This is a genomic window from Bacillus sp. FSL M8-0049 (assembly GCF_038593355.1).
Classification (GTDB): domain Bacteria; phylum Bacillota; class Bacilli; order Bacillales; family Bacillaceae; genus Bacillus; species Bacillus safensis.
In genome coordinates, this window is sequence record NZ_CP151986.1 from 1,153,483 (window position 1) to 1,170,277 (window position 16,795).

The following is a 16,795-nucleotide window of genomic DNA, read 5'->3' on the forward strand; positions in this document are numbered from 1 at the left end:
CACCAAAAATAGTTTGTCAGAATATAAGTTCGTGTTGAAGTTTAGTTAAATGAAATTAGGAGGAAATAAACTTTGAAATCTTTTTGGGAAATAGACGAGGAAGGTTACTATACGTTAAAAAAGATCACCGCAGAAGAAGTAGCTAAGGCTGAAAAGAAACTAGGAGTCACTTTGCCAGATACATATAAAAAGCTCATATTAGAACAGAATGGTGGTTATACCATTCATAATGCTTTTCCAACCACTCATTCTAATTCATGGGCTGAGGATCACATTCAATTTAATCACCTGCTGGGAATTGCTGAAGATGAAGGGATTATGGATAGTGCCTATTTGATAAAAGAGTGGGAGCTGCCAGAAGGGCTTGTTTTGATTAACGGGGATGGCCATACTTGGGTAGCGATGGATTATCGAAAAACGAAAGAGAATCCTTCAATTCATTATTTTGATGTTGAGATGGAAGAAGACTTTAAGTTAGCAGATTCCTTTGATGAATTCATTGAGGGGCTTTATACAGCTGAGTACACTGCCGATGAGGAAGCAGCAGAGGGTGAATATGAACTTTCTGAAGTTCATTTAAGTAAAGAAGAACTTGAAGCCATATTTGAATTGGACGTCCTTGATGAAGAGAATCTTTATAAAATTCAATACTACCCGATGGTTGATTTGAACGAAATTGAATGTTTTTTTAAAAAGATGCAATATCACATTGAAAAAACAAGAGATGAAGATGATCGTTATGAAGTAGCTTCTGCGATTAACAACGTTCTCTTATTGAATCCCAATATGCCAATCAACGATAAAATTAATGGAAATCTAAATCAAATTGCTAAATTTTTAGAAAAAAATAAAGATCCACTTATAGTAAATCTCGGAGAACATATTGCTATGAAAACAAGTTTCCTTTAGTAAGCTTGGGCACAAAAAACAGGCCATACTAGTGGAAGATTTATTTGGAGTATCATCAAATAATAAAAGGCATACCAGAGAGGCGAATTCGTCTCTCTTTTTTGCGGTTTCTTTTCGGTGTGGAATATTCAAACGGATGATAATATATGTAATTATAGGGAAAATAAAGGAATGGATAGGGGGAGGTTTGTTTGGGAGAAAAAGTAGCAAGCCCATTTGTTGCTAAAATGATCGGTGATTGGTACGGATATATAAAGAAACAGGACATTCTAAAGGCTGAAAATAAGAGAAAAGAGATCGTAATAGCCTTTGAAAATATGGAAGAAGATCAAAATGTCTTATTATACTTTAACTTGATTGATTCCAGATACAAAATGTTGGCGCAGGAGTTTGAGGGATCAAAAGATATATTGAAGCAAATAGACATTGAAGAGAAGCAGAAAACGGATGACATGATTCAGTATTATTATTTCTTCTTCAATGGCATGTATGAGTTTTATAAAAAGCGCTTTTCAGACGCTATCAACTATTATCATATTGCAGAGACCCGACTTCGAAACGTTCCTGACGATTTAGAACGTGCTGAATTTAATTATCAGCTTTCGATTGCATACTACGAAATCGCACAAAATCATTTCTCCATTAACCACGCCAAAAAAGCTTTAGAAAGCTTTAAATCAGCAGATTTACAAGAGAGTCGGGTTGCTACTACTCTAATGGTAATCGCATCAAATAAGATGGATTTAAACCAATTTGTACAAGCTGAATCCACCTATAAGGATGCTATCAATTTAGCAGCAGAATCTAAAATTGATTTTCCACAAGCGCTAGGGTATTTCAATCTTGGGATATGTTATGAGCGTCAAGGAAAGCTTCAGCAAGCTTTAGAATGTTTACAAAATGTCTTTTCGGTTGAATTAAAAAAGCCACACAAACCACTGTATATGAGAACAAATTACATGTTAGCGCGTGTACTCTTCCAGTTAGATAAAAAAGCTCAAGGGCTGGATGCACACAACGAGTCACTCATGTTAGCGAATGAATTAGCTGACAATGCGTATATTGCTAAGTTAAATATCATACATTCAATATATGTAACAGATGATGAAATTCAGCTCGACGCAGCTCTTGATGTACTGAAAAATCAAAAACTTTGGACAGATGCCGCAGAATTGTCAATTATGGCAGCAAGATTTTATAAAAAGCAGGATAATTACAAACTGGCATCAAAATACTTTGATGAAGGTTTGGAATCACAGGCCAAAAAATTGACATGGATGGAGGAGGAAGCTGAATGAAGCACCTGAAAGTTATGATATTAAGCCTTACCTTATTAATGGGGATCACAACCACTGTACATATAAATTCCTCAAATGATTTTCAAACCGCAGAAAACGGCTACTTTGGTTAAGCATGAAGTCTATTAATAAAAAAGCCCTTTTTGGGGGCTTTTTTTATTTGAATATTATCTGCTATTTTCATTGCTGTTTCAATTGATCAAAACACAACTTCAAAACGTATAGGCAAAATAAAAACAGACCCTGCAAGGTCTGTTTTTATGGGGACGGATGGGGCCTAATCATTACTATCTTTTTCATTAAGATTAGAAGTTCCCTATACGCTCCATTGCTTTATCAAAACCTTCATAGTCAATACTTGAATTATCTATACAAAAAGAATTTAATTACTGCGATTTTTCTCTCCCCAATCACATAACTGTTCTAAAATTGGTAAAAGTGTTTCTGCCTTATCTGTAAGACTGTATTCCACTTTAGGGGGGACTTGTGGATATTCCTTTCGTATAATCATCCCATCTGCCTCTAAATCTTTAAGTTGTGCACTCAATGTTTTAAAGGTAATCGTTCCAAGTCTCCTTTTCATATCATTAAAGCGAACGGGTTGATTTTCCGAAAGGAGATACAGAATTAGCATTTTCCATTTGCCTCCTATAACTGATAAAGTATATCCAAAAGGTGTCTCTTGGATATTACCCGTTTTTCTATAATCGGCCATACTCATATTGACACTATCCTTTCTGGTAGTAACTATCTAAATAGTGCGTACTTTTTTTCTCTCTATATTCATTTTATACTTACTTTACTTTGAAATAAAGGAGAGAAAACGATGACTAATATTAAAACCTACAATCACAATCTATGGGATCACGGTATTACCCAAGGATATAGCGTTAAAGGAACAATCTACATTTCAGGTCAATTTTCATACGATAAAAATGGTATGTTCGTTGGTAAGGAGAATATTGAAGCTCAGACTCTGCAAACATTTGAGAACCTTGATCGGGTATTGGTGGAATTGGGAGCTACGAAAAACAACATTGCATATGTGGAAATTTTTCTTACAAATCCACAAGAACACTCAGAAACGGTCATAGATCTATTCAAGGAATACTTAGGTCAACACAGACCAGCTGGCAGTCTCATTGGTGTGACATATCTGGCTTTCCCAGAGCAATTGATTGAAGTCAAGGCTATCGCACACACTGATTAAATATGTTATCATTTGACCAATTCTCAATATCAATACAAGGGATAGAATAAGGATTCGAGCCAAACCATCTATGATGATTAAAATGAACAAACTATGCTAGAGTAATGCCTTACAGTATTTTTCTAACCTCAAAAGGTAGCCGAAAAAATGGGATAGACGGCTACTTTGGAGCAAAAATAGAAAATGCGGTCAAACGATTCCAGCTCTTGCATGCTTAGAGCTGATGGTATCTATGGTCCGAAGACAAAAGCAGCTCTTCAAAAAGCATTGAAAATAAGTAAAACCCCCTGTCCTGTGTAGGATAGGGGGTTTTTATGTTTTAAATGATTTAACTCTACTTGTGGTCAAAATTTAATGTTTTGGATTTGTAAACAAAAGTTTTACACCAAAACCTACTAAAACTAGTCCTGTTATTCTGTCAATGGTCATTTGAACTTTTGTTGATAATAGGAATTTCCTGATGTATCCAAGCAGAAATACAATCGTCGTAAACCACAGTATAGATAATAGGGCATAAATAGAGCCCATAATGACAAATTGAAGACTAGTATTGAACTGTGGTGTAACGAATTGAGGTAAAAACGTTAAAAAGAATATAGCAACCTTTGGGTTTAAAGTATTTGAAATTAAACCTTGTTTAAAAGCTGATTGTTTTGGTACTACAACATCATGAAAAGATGTATCGTCTTTCTTTTTCTTGTTGATGAAAGAAGACACGCCTAGATATATAAGATAAATAGCACCTAAATACTTAATGATTTCAAACGCTAAGGCAGACTTCATTAAAATTAAAGAAAGTCCAAATGCTGCGGCAAGTGTATGAATGAGAGCGCCAGATGTAAGACCTAATGCCATCTTCATCCCATCAGATTTTCCTGTTCCGATGGTTCTTTTAGTAATTAACGCAAAATCAACTCCAGGAGAAGCAACGACAAATAAGGTAAGAAGAAGGAAAGTCACAAAGTCATTCATCTCCTCACATCCTTTTAAAAGTGATAATACATACTAACGCAGAAACATTTTCATTGCAACATGAGAGTGCCTTAATTAGCAAAAACATCGAACTAATGAATAAGTAAAACCCTTGGCCATAAAGGTCAGGGGTTTATTTCGGTGTTTATTTTTCAGGAGACGTTTTTCTGAAATCCTTATTCACTATGTTTGATCCCAAAAAAACAAAGGCTCCAAAAGGTGTGTCCAGTTTAAGAGGTTATTTGCAAAATATATAGACTTTTTGCGAGAATCCTCCGAAATGTAATACGGACTTTAAATTTTTTCATTTATAATTCTCTATTTGTCTATACTTTTCATATCGCTGTTGTATTAGCTCTTCCGAAGATAATAGTATCAATTGTTTTAGAGATGAGGCGATTGCAGATTCAATCTTTTTTGCCTGTGATTTTATATCATTTTGTGCTCCACCTTTCATTTCAGGAATGATTTCATCAATAATTCCTAAATGTTTTAAATCTTTTGCTGAAATTTTCATATGTTCAGCAGCTTCTGGAGCATACTTAGCGTCCTTCCATAGGATAGATGCTGCTCCTTCTGGCGAAATGACCGAGTACCATGAATACTCTAACATATGGATATGGTTACCGACACTAATGCCAAGAGCTCCACCACTTGATGCCTCTCCAATTACAATACAAATAATTGGCACTTTAAGTGTAGCCATTTCCAATAGATTTCGAGCTATCGCTTCAGAAATTCCACGTTCTTCAGACCCTTTCCCTGGATAGGCGCCTATTGTATCAATAAATGTAATAATAGGGCGATTAAATTTATCAGCTTGTTTCATAAGTCTTAGCGCTTTTCTATATCCTTCTGGATGTGACATTCCAAAATTTCTTTCTATATTTTCCTTTGTACTTCTACCTCTTTGATGACCAATAACCGTAACGGGCATTCCTTTAAATTTTGCAATACCACCTATCATTGCTTTATCATCACCATATAATCGATCACCATGAAGTTCGAAAAAGTTTGTAAACAATAAAGGTATATAATCCAATGTCGTGGGCCGGTTACGTAGCCTTGCAATTTGAACTCGTTGAAAAGGTGTAAGATTAGAATAAATTTCTTCTTGCATTTTATTTAAACGTTTTTCTAATAAATGAATTTCTGACGATAAATCTACATTATTTTCTTTCATCATTTTCTTTAATTCATCAAATTTCTCTTTTAGTTCAATAATAGGACGTTCAAAATCCAAGCTCATTTTATCCTCCAAAGGTTATGATTTACCTCACTCTAATCAAAAGACTTAGAAATAGAATCAATAAATAATTCAAAACCATCCACAACTATTTTTTGTTCTGATTCTGATAAATTATTGAGGATACGTTGATAAAATGTAAGGGATTGTTCTCTTAAGCGATTAACAGTAATGTGTCCTTTTTCTGTGAGGTGCAAAAAAAGTTCTCTTCTGTTTTTTTCATTTACTTCACGATAAACAAGCCCCATTTTTACTAACTTATCTACCAATCTACTTACAGTTGAAGTATCTAATCTAAGTTTATTGGATAGTTGCCAAACAGTTAATCTTTCCACCTCTAGTTCCTCTAACGCCATCATTTGAGAAGTTGGTAGAGGTTTTTCAAACGGTCCATTTGGCAAATTTTGAGATTCGAAAACCCCAGTTAATATAATCATTTTCTTAATATCTGTTCTTAGTTTTAAGGCATCTTCTCTTTTCAAAAGGTCAACCTCCTACAATTCGTGTATCATACATCAATTGTATTATACATCAATATGATTTTTTCACAAGCTTAACGTAAGCCAATATGACAACATGGACGAGATATTTCTTCTTGTTAAATGTATCTAATTTGTGAAATTAACAATTTCCACAAACTAAAATATATGGAAGTTCAGACTATAGTAGGTAACATAATACTCATTGTTATGGCGAGTATCTAGTCTTGTAAAAGTGACAAGAATAATCATTTTGCATGAATAGGAGGAGATTTTATGATGATTATTGCCATAACTGATGTTACGTACGGTAGTAAAGTTAGAGAGCCAAAAGGTGCTCTGCGTTACTACTAAACACATGCCTTAGAAATCGAAAATTTTAAGGAAGAGCTTCTCATTCAAATGGACTTTACAGATTAGCTCTCGAAAAAAAATTACACGGAGGTAATAGGAAATGAGAATTAACCACAATATCGCAGCACTTAACACATTGAACCGTTTGTCTGCAAACAACGGTGCGAGCCAAAAGAACATGGAGAAACTTTCTTCTGGTCTTAAAATCAACCGTGCAGGAGATGACGCTGCAGGTCTAGCAATCTCTGAAAAAATGCGTGGACAAATCCGCGGATTAGAAATGGCATCTAAAAACGCACAAGACGGTATCTCTCTTATCCAAACAGCTGAAGGTGCATTGACTGAAACTCACTCAATCCTTCAACGTGTTCGTGAACTAGTCGTTCAAGCTGGAAATACTGGTACACAGCAAGGTGAAGACGTAGCTGCAATTAAAGATGAGATCACAGCGCTTGTTGAAGAGGTCGATGGTATTTCTAATCGTACTGAGTTTAATGGAAAAAAATTATTAAATGGTACGTTTAATGGAACAGGCACACCAGAAGTTCCGCCGACAGATCCAGATGATCCAAGTACCGGTACACCTGCAACTGAAGGTGATGCTTTAGTATTCCAAATTGGTGCAAATGCTACACAACAAATTAAGGTAAACATTCAAGATATGAGCGCTGCTGCTTTAGGCGTTACTGACGCAGATGGTGCAGTCGAGACAGGTAAATCTGTTAAAGATATCGATGTTTCTAAATTTGAAACAATCGCAGCTGATGACGATGGTGGATTTGATGATCAGTTAGCAATCGTTGATGGAGCTATTAAGCAAGTTTCTGCACAACGTTCTAAACTTGGTGCAGTTCAAAACCGTCTAGAGCATACAATCAACAACCTTGGTGCTTCTGGCGAAAACTTAACGGCTGCTGAATCTCGTATCCGTGACGTTGACATGGCAAAAGAAATGAGTGAGTTCACGAAGAACAACATTCTTTCTCAAGCTTCTCAAGCTATGCTTGCTCAAGCGAATCAACAGCCACAAAACGTACTTCAATTATTACGTTAATAAACCAAAAGCCCCTATATAAAGGGGCTTTTTTTGTTTGTCTTTATTCAGTTCGATGTCTTATTTTATAGATCGTTCTAAGCCACTTCAACGCCAATGAATACGACAAATAATATTACTATCCAACTAACCAATTCTGCCCAAATATTTGACATGGTAATCATGCCGAACTGACTTAATCTCGATTGAATTACAAGGGAGATTCAAGCAGTAATAAACACAGACTCTTTTTCAACATCAGTTCCAGCCAATGATTCTAAATGATTTTTGATCTCTAATGAAATATCCTTTGGTAAACCATCATTGATAACTTTGGATTCATCAAAGGAGAAAGTTTCAGTTGATTTCACCTTGACAGGGTAGAGGTCGCTGGTTCGAGCCCAGTCGGAATCATATAAAAAGACGTTAATACAGAGCCATTCTTGAGTTATTCGAGAGTGGCTTTTGTATTTCTCAGTGTTGGTCATTATCCTGTTTTTCACAAACAGAGAGCTACATAAAGCAGCTCCCTGACAAGTAATCAATCTTTCTTTTTTTTGTAGTCTTTTATTAAGCTTGAAACAGTTAAACCCATTACACCAAAAGCGACTACATAAAATAAAATATTTGTAACAGGTGTATCGATTTTTCCTAAAATCAACACAATAGCGATAATAGCGGCAGGTAAAGTGATTAACAAACCTTTGGATGCCTTATTTTCCTGTGTCACTAGCCGAGCACCTCCTTGATGTTTCACCATTTAGATGTGTTTTAGTTCATTTTAAAAAACGAACAACATGATGGTTTTAGCAACCCACCATGCTGCATTTTCACTTCCAGTCACTTTAAGAGCGCCTAAGTAAATACCATGTTCAAGAGTGCCTGTATAGTGTTCGAGAGTGATTAAAATGGTTTCTAACCCTGTTACACCGCCTATCATTACTTTCAGTTTTGTTGGTAATTGGTCATAAGCTCCTTTTATTGCTTTTATAGCAGATGTGAATTTACCGTGTAGAGCAGCTTCTCCGTTTGGTTTGGACTCTGCTTCTTTTATTGCTTTTTTGAACTTTGCTGTTTCTTCTTCATTGAGATTCCAATACTGTGTAATCTCATCTATTGTAGGCTCTTTTGATTGATCAAAAGAAGATTTTACAGATGAATAAAAAAAGGACTGTTCTTTTTCGAGAGCTTTAGTAGCATTTGCTTCTGCAAAAGGTGTGAATATAAAAACAGAAATTCCTGCAACCGTTGATAAGATTAAACCTTTCGAAAAACTTAGTTTTTCCATAATAAACTCCTACTTTTGAATATATTTTAGAAAATTAGGCTTTCAACGAATGTAAGGCTTATTTAGTAATGCAATATTTTGTTTTAGCTGTTAGAAATATTCCTCCTATTTTAATGAATGTTATCATTTGTAAATAAAAGAAGTAAATAGGTTATTTGTTATAGGGTTTGAACGGTACAATATGCATGCATATTAATGATGAAAATCATGAATAACAAAAAATGTAAACAAAGATTAAGAATAAAGAGGTAACATTTTTAGCTCTTAAAAAACGAAGGAATACCGGAGGATAAAAAGCGTCTGTAGTAACGGTAGAAGTGTATTAGAGGTGTCACTGGTAATGACAGAATTCTATACCTCTACCTTGACAGGGTAGAGGTGCCGGTTCGATCCATCGTAAAGAATTCTTCTTTGTTAAAGATTAAAGAAGCAATCAGTAAAAAAATATGAAACTATTTTATTTCCTCATCCATCACTTTCTTATATTTCTCAAACTCAGAATCCTTCATTTCTCCGTTCATTTGAAGCAGGAAGTTCCCTTTTGAATATGTGTGAGAGAAGAACATAGATCCAGCATTTCCCAACTCATCATAATAAGATTTGGCTTGGTTAAGGTCAGTTTCATTTCCAAATTTAAAAATCCTTCCACCAGCATTTTCACCTAAAGAAGGAATGAGAATCCTTTTTCCTTCTTCTCTTATATTTCCAAACTCTTTTTGTTCAAGATCAGTTGGTTTTTCTGCTTCAAGCCCAGCACTTTTGAAAGCTTCAATCACGTTGTCTGTGGTGAGTTGTTTTTTAGTAGATGCTGCACTGCTACAAGCTGTTAACAATAATAAACATGTAAAAAATAATACAAAATATTTCTTCAACGTTCAGGTGAATACACATTTGATAAAATAATTAGCGAGGGGGAGAAAGATATGAAGTCATTTTTACTAATTGGACAATCAAATATGGCGGGGCGCGGCTTCAAACATGAAGTTCCTCCGATTTATAATGAAAGGATCATGATGCTGCGAAATGGTAGATGGCAAATGATGACTGAACCCATTCATTTTGATAGGCCGGTAGCTGGCGTAGGACTGGGGGCTTCCTTTGCGGAGGCTTGGTGTAAGGATCATGAAGGAGAGAAGATTGGCCTTATTCCTTGTGCAGAGGGTGGCAGTTCCATTGATGAGTGGTCGCCGGATGAAGCATTATTTCGTCATGCAATAAGTGAAGCTAAATTTGCAAAGGAAAGTAGCGAATTGGCAGGGATATTATGGCATCAAGGAGAAAGTGACAGCCAAGATGGGAAATACAAAGAATACTATGAAAAAATACTAAGATTATTTCATGAACTAAGAACTGAATTATCTGTACATAACATTCCGCTTGTAATAGGAGGTTTGGGTGATTTCTTGGGAAAGGCGGCATTTGGCGCAGGATGTGTGGAATTTTCACTGATGAATGAGGAACTTCAAAAATATGCACATCATCATGAAAATTGTTATTATGTTACTGCGAAAGGTCTTATACCTAACCCGGACGGAATTCACATCAATGCGATGTCCCAGAGAATATTTGGTATAAGATATTATGAAGCATTTCGAAAAAAAGAACATATACATGAGCCAATAACAAATGAACATGAGTTAGTGAATGAATGTCATAATAGAATGAATACCTCAGCGGAGAAAACATATATAGCAATAGAAAAGTTCACGTTAGGCAAGATGACTTACGAAGAGTTGCTGCAGGCTTTATCGTAGGTAAAACTCATGGTAGACTTTGAATGGACAGAAACACATATCTCTTGAAAGGATGATTGTGGTGGTGAAAACAGATAAAGTCTCCTCCTGAATACAGTAAATCACACATTCAGGAGGAGATAAAAAATGTTTAAACAAATAGATGAAAATTATCCGAGAAAAGAGCACTTTCATCATTATATGACGTTAACTCGATGCTCATTTAGTCTGGTGGTTGATCTAGACATCACGACATTGCATTCAATATTAAAAGAAAAAAAGCTAAAAGTATATCCTGTGCAAATTTATTTGTTAGCAAGGGCTGTGCAAAAAATACCGGAGTTTCGGATGGATCTAGTGAACGATGAACTTGGTCACTGGGATCTTCTCCATCCTAGTTATACGATTCTAAATAAAGAAACAAAGACATTTTCAAGTATTTGGACACCTTATGACGAAAACTTTGCTCGGTTTTATAAAAGCTGTGTAGCGGACATTGAAACTTATAGTGAAAGTAACAAACTATTTCCGAAACCTAATATGCCAGAGAACATGTTCAATATTTCAAGTCTACCTTGGATTGATTTTACTTCTTTTAACCTTAATGTATCCACAGATGAAACTTATTTGCTGCCAATATTTACGTTAGGTCAATTTAAGATGAAAGGAGAAAAAATCATCCTACCCGTTGCGATTCAAGTACATCATGCTGTTTGTGATGGCTATCACGTCGGTCAATATGTGGAATATTTGAGGTGGCTTATAGAACATTGTGAAGAGTGGTTAAGCGATTCATTGTATACTTAATTTTCAAAAGGTGTAGTCATTTAGAAAAAGGCAGACTTTGCAGAGTCTGCTTTTTCTGTTGTTAGAAGAAATGTGTAAAATCGCGGTTACTCAACTGTTCTTTTTGCGGTTTCTTTTCGGTGCCTTGTAAACTCATACATGTGATAATAAATGTAATATAAGGGAAATTAGTGGAAGGGGAATAAGGGATGGAGAAAGTTCTTTCTTCACATGTTGGTGTGAAAATAAATAAATGGTATAAAATGATTCGGCAATTCAGTGTACCCGATGCAGAGATTTTGAAAGCTGAGGTAGAACGAGAAATTGAGCGAATGGAAGAGGATCAAGACCTGCTCATTTACTATCAATTGATGTGTTTTCGACATCAGCTTATGCTCGATTATATAAAACCTTCATTCGATCAATCAATTTCCGCGCTAGTCGATAAAATAGAGAATTCTAACCATCAACTGTCTGGAATGTTGCAATACTATAATGCCTTTTTTAGAGGTATGCATGAATTCAGTAAGAAAGAGTATGTACAAGCCATTCAATATTATAAGATTGCTGAGAGGCAGCTGGCGCTTGTTGTAGATGTAATTGAACAAGCAGAATTCCATTTTAAAGTTGCTGAAGCATATTACATTATGAAACAAACCCATGTTTCTATGCACCATATTATAAAAGCCCTAGAGATTTATGATCGTTATGATCTTTATAAGGTGAGAAAAATTCAAAGTCTATTTGTGATCGCAGGAAATTATGATGATTTTAAACGATATGAGAAGTCGCTCCCCCACTTACATAAAGCACTAGATCTTGCTGAAGAAATAAATGATCAAAGATTAATCGCTAAAACTTATTTGAATCTTGGAAATACGTATGACAGGCAACAGGATTATATTAAAGCTGCTTCCTTCTATAAAAAAGGGTTGGATAAGATGACTGAAAACAATGAAGATATTAAACCAAGATTATTTTTTAGTTTAAGTTGGACTTTGTTTAAAAGTGATAAAACAAAAGAAGCACTTGAATATATCGCTAAAGGAATAAAAAGTGCAACAGCAGAAAACAATCTGTTTTATAAAACATTGCTCAATTCATTAAAGACAATTTATGTAGATGAAGGTATTGAAAATATACGAAAAATGTTTAAAGGGTTAGAGGAAAAGAAGTTGTATCCTTATATTGAAGAGTTTGCTTTAAGCCTTGCAAATCTTTATGAAAAAAGGAATGATTCGGAGAGGGTAGCAGATTATTATAGAACTGCCATAGAAGCTCAAACCGAAATCCAAAAAGGGGAGTGTTTATATGAATATTAAAATGAAGATATTGATTAGCGCCACTTTATTGGTAGGTGCTGCTTGCCTAGGTTCTTTTAATTACTCACAAGAATCAACTGATCGAAATATCACTGTATTTCCTCAAAAAACCGATCGAAACACGACGATGATCGATCCAAATTCAACATTTGAAAACTAATAGGCAAAACTAAACAGACCTTGAGGGTCTGTTTTTTTAAAATGGGGACAGATTGGGGACGAACCCTTTCAGTTTTTTATCAGAAATGCACTTGCACATTATAGAACCTTATTAAATCAGTCTTTTTCAGAAATTCTACAAGACATCACAAAAATCCTTTGACGCCCTAAAGACATCCCAAAAAGATTTATACGGCCTCACCGCCACCAACGGCTTCAGCGAAGCGATCACAGGCCGAGACATGTTTGGAAACAAGATCTCAAAAGAACAGCAGGAAGCAAGTATGAACGCGGCGCTTGGAAAGCTTTTGCCGTTTGGGGCGAAAGGGTTTCATGGAAAAATGGGGATTAAGAAAGGTGAGAAAAACTCTTTATCTCCAGGTAATGGATTAGCTATACATGAATCTAGAGGTGGACACTTAATAGAAAGACACGTTGGGAAAACAGATGAAGAACTATTAGAAAGATTGAAAAGTAATCCTAAAATTACGGGTTCTTCTACTTTTAATGATAGAATGACTGCAGAAAAAGTTGCTGATTCAGTTTTGGGTGATCCTAAGAGTGTTGATAAAATACAAAAGTGGTTATCTGACCCCAACAGTAGACCTACATTACCATTAAAATATAAGGGGGATGGAGAGGTAATTGGCAGAAGTGTTTCGAGAAATTCAGAAGTAGTCGAGAATGTTACAAATGCGAAAATTATATTGAAAAAAGATGAGAATGGCGGTTTTATTTTAACAGGATACCCTGTTAAATAGAAAGAAGGATGATAAAATGAATGAGAGTTACAGTTATTTAGAAGAGTTAGAAGATTTTTTAGGTGGCACATTTCATCAGGATATCGATTCACCAGAAGAAGCGATTGATGAGTTTATTCATGAAGCTAGCAAAGAATGTCTGCTGTCTACTATAAAGGATTGTCAGGATTTTTTGAATAGTACTTTAACAATACAGGAAAAAGAAAACTTTATCGAAAATAATGCAGAAATCTACTTTCCGGCGATCTCATTAAACTCTTTACAGTGGTTTAATAAAATAATAGAGGAAATGAAAGAAGCAGTGAAGATGAAGTAACAAAATGAACCTTGATTGGCTAATGCCTTTCAAGGTTTTTTGTGTCTATTGGTCAACAAACCGAGAAAAAGAAGATCTTTTTCTACGTGGATTATCGTATGATATAGATAAACAAATCGAACGTGAATATTTTGTCCAGAAGGAATAACCTGAGGATGCTGACATTGAGCACTTTAAGTGCCTTGTACTTAGCTGGCACTCCAGTCAGATCTTTTTTATATCTACTGATAAATTCTTTATTGGATGAAGGAATTGAACGAGTTTGTAATTTGAGGTTTTAAAATGGTAAATGAGTAGTTGGTCAATGATATACTGATCTCATTAGAAACTAGGAGGTCCCCACTTTGAAACCTTTTTGGGAGAAAGAAGAAGAGAGTCCTTTCACGTTAGAAAAGATAGATGAGGAAAAAATTCGTGAAGCAGAGGTGAGACTCGGTGTCGCTTTACCTGTTACATATAAAAAGCTCATCTTAGAATGGAATGGTGGCTTTACAGTTCGTAATGCTTTTCCAACGGAACAACCGAATTCATGGGCTGAGGGGCATGTTCAATTTGACCATCTAAGAGGAATCGCCCAGATAAGAGATCAACATGTTTTGAATGAAGCAACGACAACAATTCACTCCATCCTTCTGTTAAACCCGGATATGCCAAGGAATGACTGTATCAATCAAGAGGTGAAAGAAATAGCGGAGTTTCTAGAAAATAGTGGTGAGTCTAATACTGCTTTTTTAGGAGAAGTCATTCATCCACTGAAAAAACGATAGTAAAAGAAGAAAAGCCCTTAAAACAGCCTTATAGAAAAGTTCTATTTGAAGGTTGAGGATAAGTTACAATCTATCCAAAATCCATTAGAATAAAGAAAATGGATAAAGGAGCAACCACATGAATTTCAATTTAAATGAAGCTTTGGATATGTTGAGTCGAACTCCTCACATGTTAGAAAGTCTTTTGTCCGGTTTATCGAATGATTGGCTTCACAGCCGTGAAGGAGAGGGAACATGGAATCCAGTTGAAGTCATTGAACATTTGATTGAAGCAGAGAAATTCAATTGGATTCCTCGATTAAATGTGATTCTTGCTGATGGAGAGAATACACCATTTCCTGCGTTTGACCGCTATTCTCATTTGAATCAATCTGAAAGACAGATAGAACAAGCACTATCTGAGTTTCATCATGTGCGGATGGAGAATGTGGCATACATTCAGCGCATGACACATTCAGGCCTTGATTTAGAGAAAAAGGGCGTCCATCCGGAGTTTGGGGTCGTGCAAGTGAGCGAATTACTTTCTGCGTGGGTTGTCCATGACTTCACACATATGTCCCAGATTATTCGGGTCATGGCGGAACGATATCGAACCGATGTGGGTCCATGGAGCGCTTATTTAGGAATTTTGAATAGGAAATAAATGTTTAATGACGCTTAGCGGCCCACTCAGATTGAAGAATGGCATATTGATATTCATCGACCCAATGTCCCTTCGACATATAATTTTGCAGCAAATGTCCTTCGCGTCTCATTTCTAAACGTTCCAGCACTCGAATGGATTTTTCGTTGCGCACATCTGTAAAGGCGATGGTTTTATGTTTGTTCAATGTCATAAAAATATATTCGAAGATTGAACTGAGAGCTTCGTGAATATAGCCCATTCCTTGGTATTCGGGCGCGAGGGTAAAACCTATTTCAACGATTCTAGGTTCACTGTCAAGTGTATGGATGGCGCAATCTCCTATCAGCTGATTGGACTCAGATAAGGCAATAGCGTATTGAAACCACGTCCCCGGTTGATTAGGTTTTTGTGTCATTTGATGTTGAACAAATGATTCAGCATCTTCGTACGTGTAGTTTTCCCAAGATTGAAATTTTGCAATAGAAGGATTTGCTCGATATTGATAAAATGCTTCAATATCCTGTCTATCAAATTGACGAATAACAACTCGGTTTGTTCTTGTAAATATGCTGTTTGCATTCTTCATGTGTTAACCTCACTTTTTAGTTTGTTCTTGATTTGAAAAAGTCTATCAGCCATTCAGATAGCTGCTGTTGTGCTTTGCTGACAAATCGATCTGCATAATAAATTAATTCCAAGTGCCGGACAGGTGCTGGATCAGCAATAGGAATCGAAACAATATTAGGCCACATCGAATGTTGCTTTAGTAATCCTCTTGGCTGAATGGTTGCACCGATGCCGGCTTCAACCAGCTGCAATAGCGAAAACGCGGACCCAACCTCCATGGCAGTGTCCAGTTCAACACCCTGTTCTTTACATACGTTATCTACTAAATCCCTTCCTAGATATCCCTTCGGATACATGACCAACGCACGGTGAGTCAGCTCTTTTAATGACACTTCGCTCTTTTGGGCCAAATCACTTTCTGAATGAACAAATAATTCGTAAGGCTCACTTCCAAGTGGAATTTGAACGAGACGCTTATCCGAAGGCCCTCGCAGTCCGATGCCGAGATCCACTTTATGCGAAAGGACTTCTTCACGAACGAAGATATTTGAATATGCCTTTAGATTGGTTTCTGGATAAAGAGTTTTAAATTCTACAAATAGTGGCACCAGCTGAAAATCAAGATCTGAGGGGAGTACTGCGAGACGGACGGTTCCTCGTTTTTCCGATAATAGTTCTTTCATCGCATTTTTTGCATCTCTTTCAGCTTGAAGCATTTTCACGCCATATTGATAAAGCAGCGAACCAGCTTCGGTAGCAACGACCTTTTTGCCGATTCGATCAAAGAGCGGCATCCCAACTTCTGCTTCAAGCAGTCGAATTTGCTGGCTAAGTGTAGGCTGTGATATGCCTAGCTGCTCAGCAGCCTTTGTAAAATGCAAATGATTGAATACAGCCATAAAATAGGTAATATGCCGGGTATCCATATGTCCACCTTTCATAAATGATAGTCTTTTCCTATCATCATAAT

The 16,795-nt window shown here is 36.1% G+C and carries 20 protein-coding genes and 2 pseudogenes; 13 read left to right on the plus strand and 9 right to left on the minus strand.

Annotated elements, in window-relative coordinates; all coding sequences use genetic code 11:
• Nucleotides 1-72 precede the first annotated feature (72 nt).
• Together NSU13_RS05835 and NSU13_RS05840 are read left to right on the plus strand one after the other, a co-directional pair.
• The gene (locus tag NSU13_RS05835) at nt 73-909 is read left to right on the plus strand and encodes an SMI1/KNR4 family protein (protein WP_342489927.1); all 837 of its coding nucleotides are present in this window, start codon (nt 73-75) and stop codon (nt 907-909) included.
• A gap of 191 nt (nt 910-1,100) precedes the next feature.
• Nucleotides 1,101-2,207: a Rap family tetratricopeptide repeat protein gene (locus NSU13_RS05840; protein ID WP_041117188.1), complete on the plus strand. Its 1,107-nt coding sequence runs from the start codon at nt 1,101-1,103 to the stop codon at nt 2,205-2,207.
• Between the two features lie 382 nt (nt 2,208-2,589).
• Here NSU13_RS05840 and NSU13_RS05845 read toward each other — a convergent pair whose 3' ends face one another.
• The gene (locus NSU13_RS05845; RefSeq protein WP_024424994.1) at nt 2,590-2,928 is read right to left on the minus strand and encodes a helix-turn-helix domain-containing protein; all 339 of its coding nucleotides are present in this window, start codon (nt 2,926-2,928) and stop codon (nt 2,590-2,592) included.
• Nucleotides 2,929-3,033: 105 nt separating this feature from the next.
• Here NSU13_RS05845 and NSU13_RS05850 point away from each other — a divergent pair, with 105 nt between their 5' ends.
• The gene (locus NSU13_RS05850) at nt 3,034-3,417 is read left to right on the plus strand and encodes a RidA family protein (RefSeq protein WP_041117191.1); all 384 of its coding nucleotides are present in this window, start codon (nt 3,034-3,036) and stop codon (nt 3,415-3,417) included.
• Between the two features lie 131 nt (nt 3,418-3,548).
• A pseudogene (locus NSU13_RS05855) lies at nt 3,549-3,717 on the plus strand (peptidoglycan-binding domain-containing protein); the annotation flags it as partial.
• 51 nt (nt 3,718-3,768) lie between these two features.
• On the opposite strand, the gene NSU13_RS05860 reads toward NSU13_RS05855, so the two are convergent.
• The 3 genes from NSU13_RS05860 to NSU13_RS05870 all read right to left on the minus strand — a co-directional run bounded on the left by NSU13_RS05860 (nt 3,769) and on the right by NSU13_RS05870 (nt 6,117).
• Nucleotides 3,769-4,389 carry a LysE family translocator gene (locus NSU13_RS05860; protein WP_041117193.1) on the minus strand — a complete coding sequence of 207 codons (621 nt, stop codon included), beginning with the start codon at nt 4,387-4,389 and terminating at the stop codon, nt 3,769-3,771.
• A 304-nt stretch (nt 4,390-4,693) separates the two neighbouring features.
• Nucleotides 4,694-5,638 carry an acetyl-CoA carboxylase carboxyltransferase subunit alpha gene (locus NSU13_RS05865; protein WP_342489928.1) on the minus strand — a complete coding sequence of 315 codons (945 nt, stop codon included), beginning with the start codon at nt 5,636-5,638 and terminating at the stop codon, nt 4,694-4,696.
• Nucleotides 5,639-5,670: 32 nt separating this feature from the next.
• Nucleotides 5,671-6,117 (minus strand): MarR family transcriptional regulator, encoded by a 447-nt coding sequence (locus NSU13_RS05870; protein WP_034282010.1) that lies wholly within the window; start codon nt 6,115-6,117, stop codon nt 5,671-5,673.
• A 451-nt stretch (nt 6,118-6,568) separates the two neighbouring features.
• On the opposite strand from NSU13_RS05870, the gene hag reads away from it, so the two are divergent.
• A complete protein-coding gene (hag, locus tag NSU13_RS05875) occupies nt 6,569-7,522 on the plus strand; it encodes a flagellin Hag (RefSeq protein ID WP_342489929.1) in 954 nt (317 codons plus the stop codon).
• A gap of 520 nt (nt 7,523-8,042) precedes the next feature.
• Here hag and NSU13_RS05880 read toward each other — a convergent pair.
• The 3 genes from NSU13_RS05880 to NSU13_RS05890 all read right to left on the minus strand — a co-directional run bounded on the left by NSU13_RS05880 (nt 8,043) and on the right by NSU13_RS05890 (nt 9,661).
• Nucleotides 8,043-8,231, minus strand: coding sequence for a hypothetical protein (locus NSU13_RS05880; RefSeq protein WP_059377832.1), 189 nt, complete (start codon nt 8,229-8,231; stop codon nt 8,043-8,045).
• A 51-nt stretch (nt 8,232-8,282) separates the two neighbouring features.
• Nucleotides 8,283-8,789 (minus strand): hypothetical protein, encoded by a 507-nt coding sequence (locus NSU13_RS05885; protein ID WP_340889011.1) that lies wholly within the window; start codon nt 8,787-8,789, stop codon nt 8,283-8,285.
• Nucleotides 8,790-9,241: 452 nt separating this feature from the next.
• On the minus strand, nt 9,242-9,661 hold the full coding sequence (locus NSU13_RS05890) for a stress protein (RefSeq protein ID WP_285707914.1): 420 nt from the start codon (nt 9,659-9,661) through the stop codon (nt 9,242-9,244).
• Nucleotides 9,662-9,712: 51 nt separating this feature from the next.
• Between NSU13_RS05890 and NSU13_RS05895 the strand changes: the two genes are divergently transcribed.
• The 8 genes and pseudogenes from NSU13_RS05895 to NSU13_RS05930 all read left to right on the plus strand — a co-directional run bounded on the left by NSU13_RS05895 (nt 9,713) and on the right by NSU13_RS05930 (nt 15,276).
• Entirely contained in the window at nt 9,713-10,543 is an 831-nt protein-coding gene (locus NSU13_RS05895; RefSeq protein WP_342489930.1) for a sialate O-acetylesterase, read from the plus strand.
• A 126-nt stretch (nt 10,544-10,669) separates the two neighbouring features.
• Nucleotides 10,670-11,329, plus strand: coding sequence for a type A chloramphenicol O-acetyltransferase (gene catA, locus NSU13_RS05900; protein WP_342489931.1), 660 nt, complete (start codon nt 10,670-10,672; stop codon nt 11,327-11,329).
• A gap of 188 nt (nt 11,330-11,517) precedes the next feature.
• The gene (locus tag NSU13_RS05905; protein WP_342489932.1) at nt 11,518-12,630 is read left to right on the plus strand and encodes a Rap family tetratricopeptide repeat protein; all 1,113 of its coding nucleotides are present in this window, start codon (nt 11,518-11,520) and stop codon (nt 12,628-12,630) included.
• Nucleotides 12,620-12,790, plus strand: a complete 171-nt coding sequence (locus NSU13_RS05910; protein WP_183002006.1) for a hypothetical protein — start codon at nt 12,620-12,622, stop codon at nt 12,788-12,790. The genes NSU13_RS05905 and NSU13_RS05910 overlap by 11 nt, the downstream gene beginning before the upstream one ends.
• 136 nt (nt 12,791-12,926) lie before the next feature.
• Nucleotides 12,927-13,550: pseudogene (locus tag NSU13_RS05915) on the plus strand (RNase A-like domain-containing protein); the annotation flags it as partial.
• Nucleotides 13,551-13,566: 16 nt separating this feature from the next.
• Complete coding sequence (locus tag NSU13_RS05920; RefSeq protein ID WP_342489933.1) at nt 13,567-13,866, plus strand: contact-dependent growth inhibition system immunity protein; 300 nt, start codon at nt 13,567-13,569, stop codon at nt 13,864-13,866.
• Between the two features lie 344 nt (nt 13,867-14,210).
• Entirely contained in the window at nt 14,211-14,633 is a 423-nt protein-coding gene (locus NSU13_RS05925; protein WP_342489934.1) for an SMI1/KNR4 family protein, read from the plus strand.
• Between the two features lie 118 nt (nt 14,634-14,751).
• A complete protein-coding gene (locus tag NSU13_RS05930; protein ID WP_046310626.1) occupies nt 14,752-15,276 on the plus strand; it encodes a DinB family protein in 525 nt (174 codons plus the stop codon).
• 4 nt (nt 15,277-15,280) lie between these two features.
• Here the strand turns inward: NSU13_RS05930 and NSU13_RS05935 are convergent, their stop codons facing one another.
• Both NSU13_RS05935 and NSU13_RS05940 read right to left on the minus strand, forming a co-directional pair.
• Nucleotides 15,281-15,844, minus strand: a complete 564-nt coding sequence (locus NSU13_RS05935) for a GNAT family protein (RefSeq protein WP_327825804.1) — start codon at nt 15,842-15,844, stop codon at nt 15,281-15,283.
• Nucleotides 15,845-15,860: 16 nt separating this feature from the next.
• The gene (locus NSU13_RS05940; RefSeq protein ID WP_326136560.1) at nt 15,861-16,766 is read right to left on the minus strand and encodes a LysR family transcriptional regulator; all 906 of its coding nucleotides are present in this window, start codon (nt 16,764-16,766) and stop codon (nt 15,861-15,863) included.
• Nucleotides 16,767-16,795 lie beyond the last annotated feature (29 nt).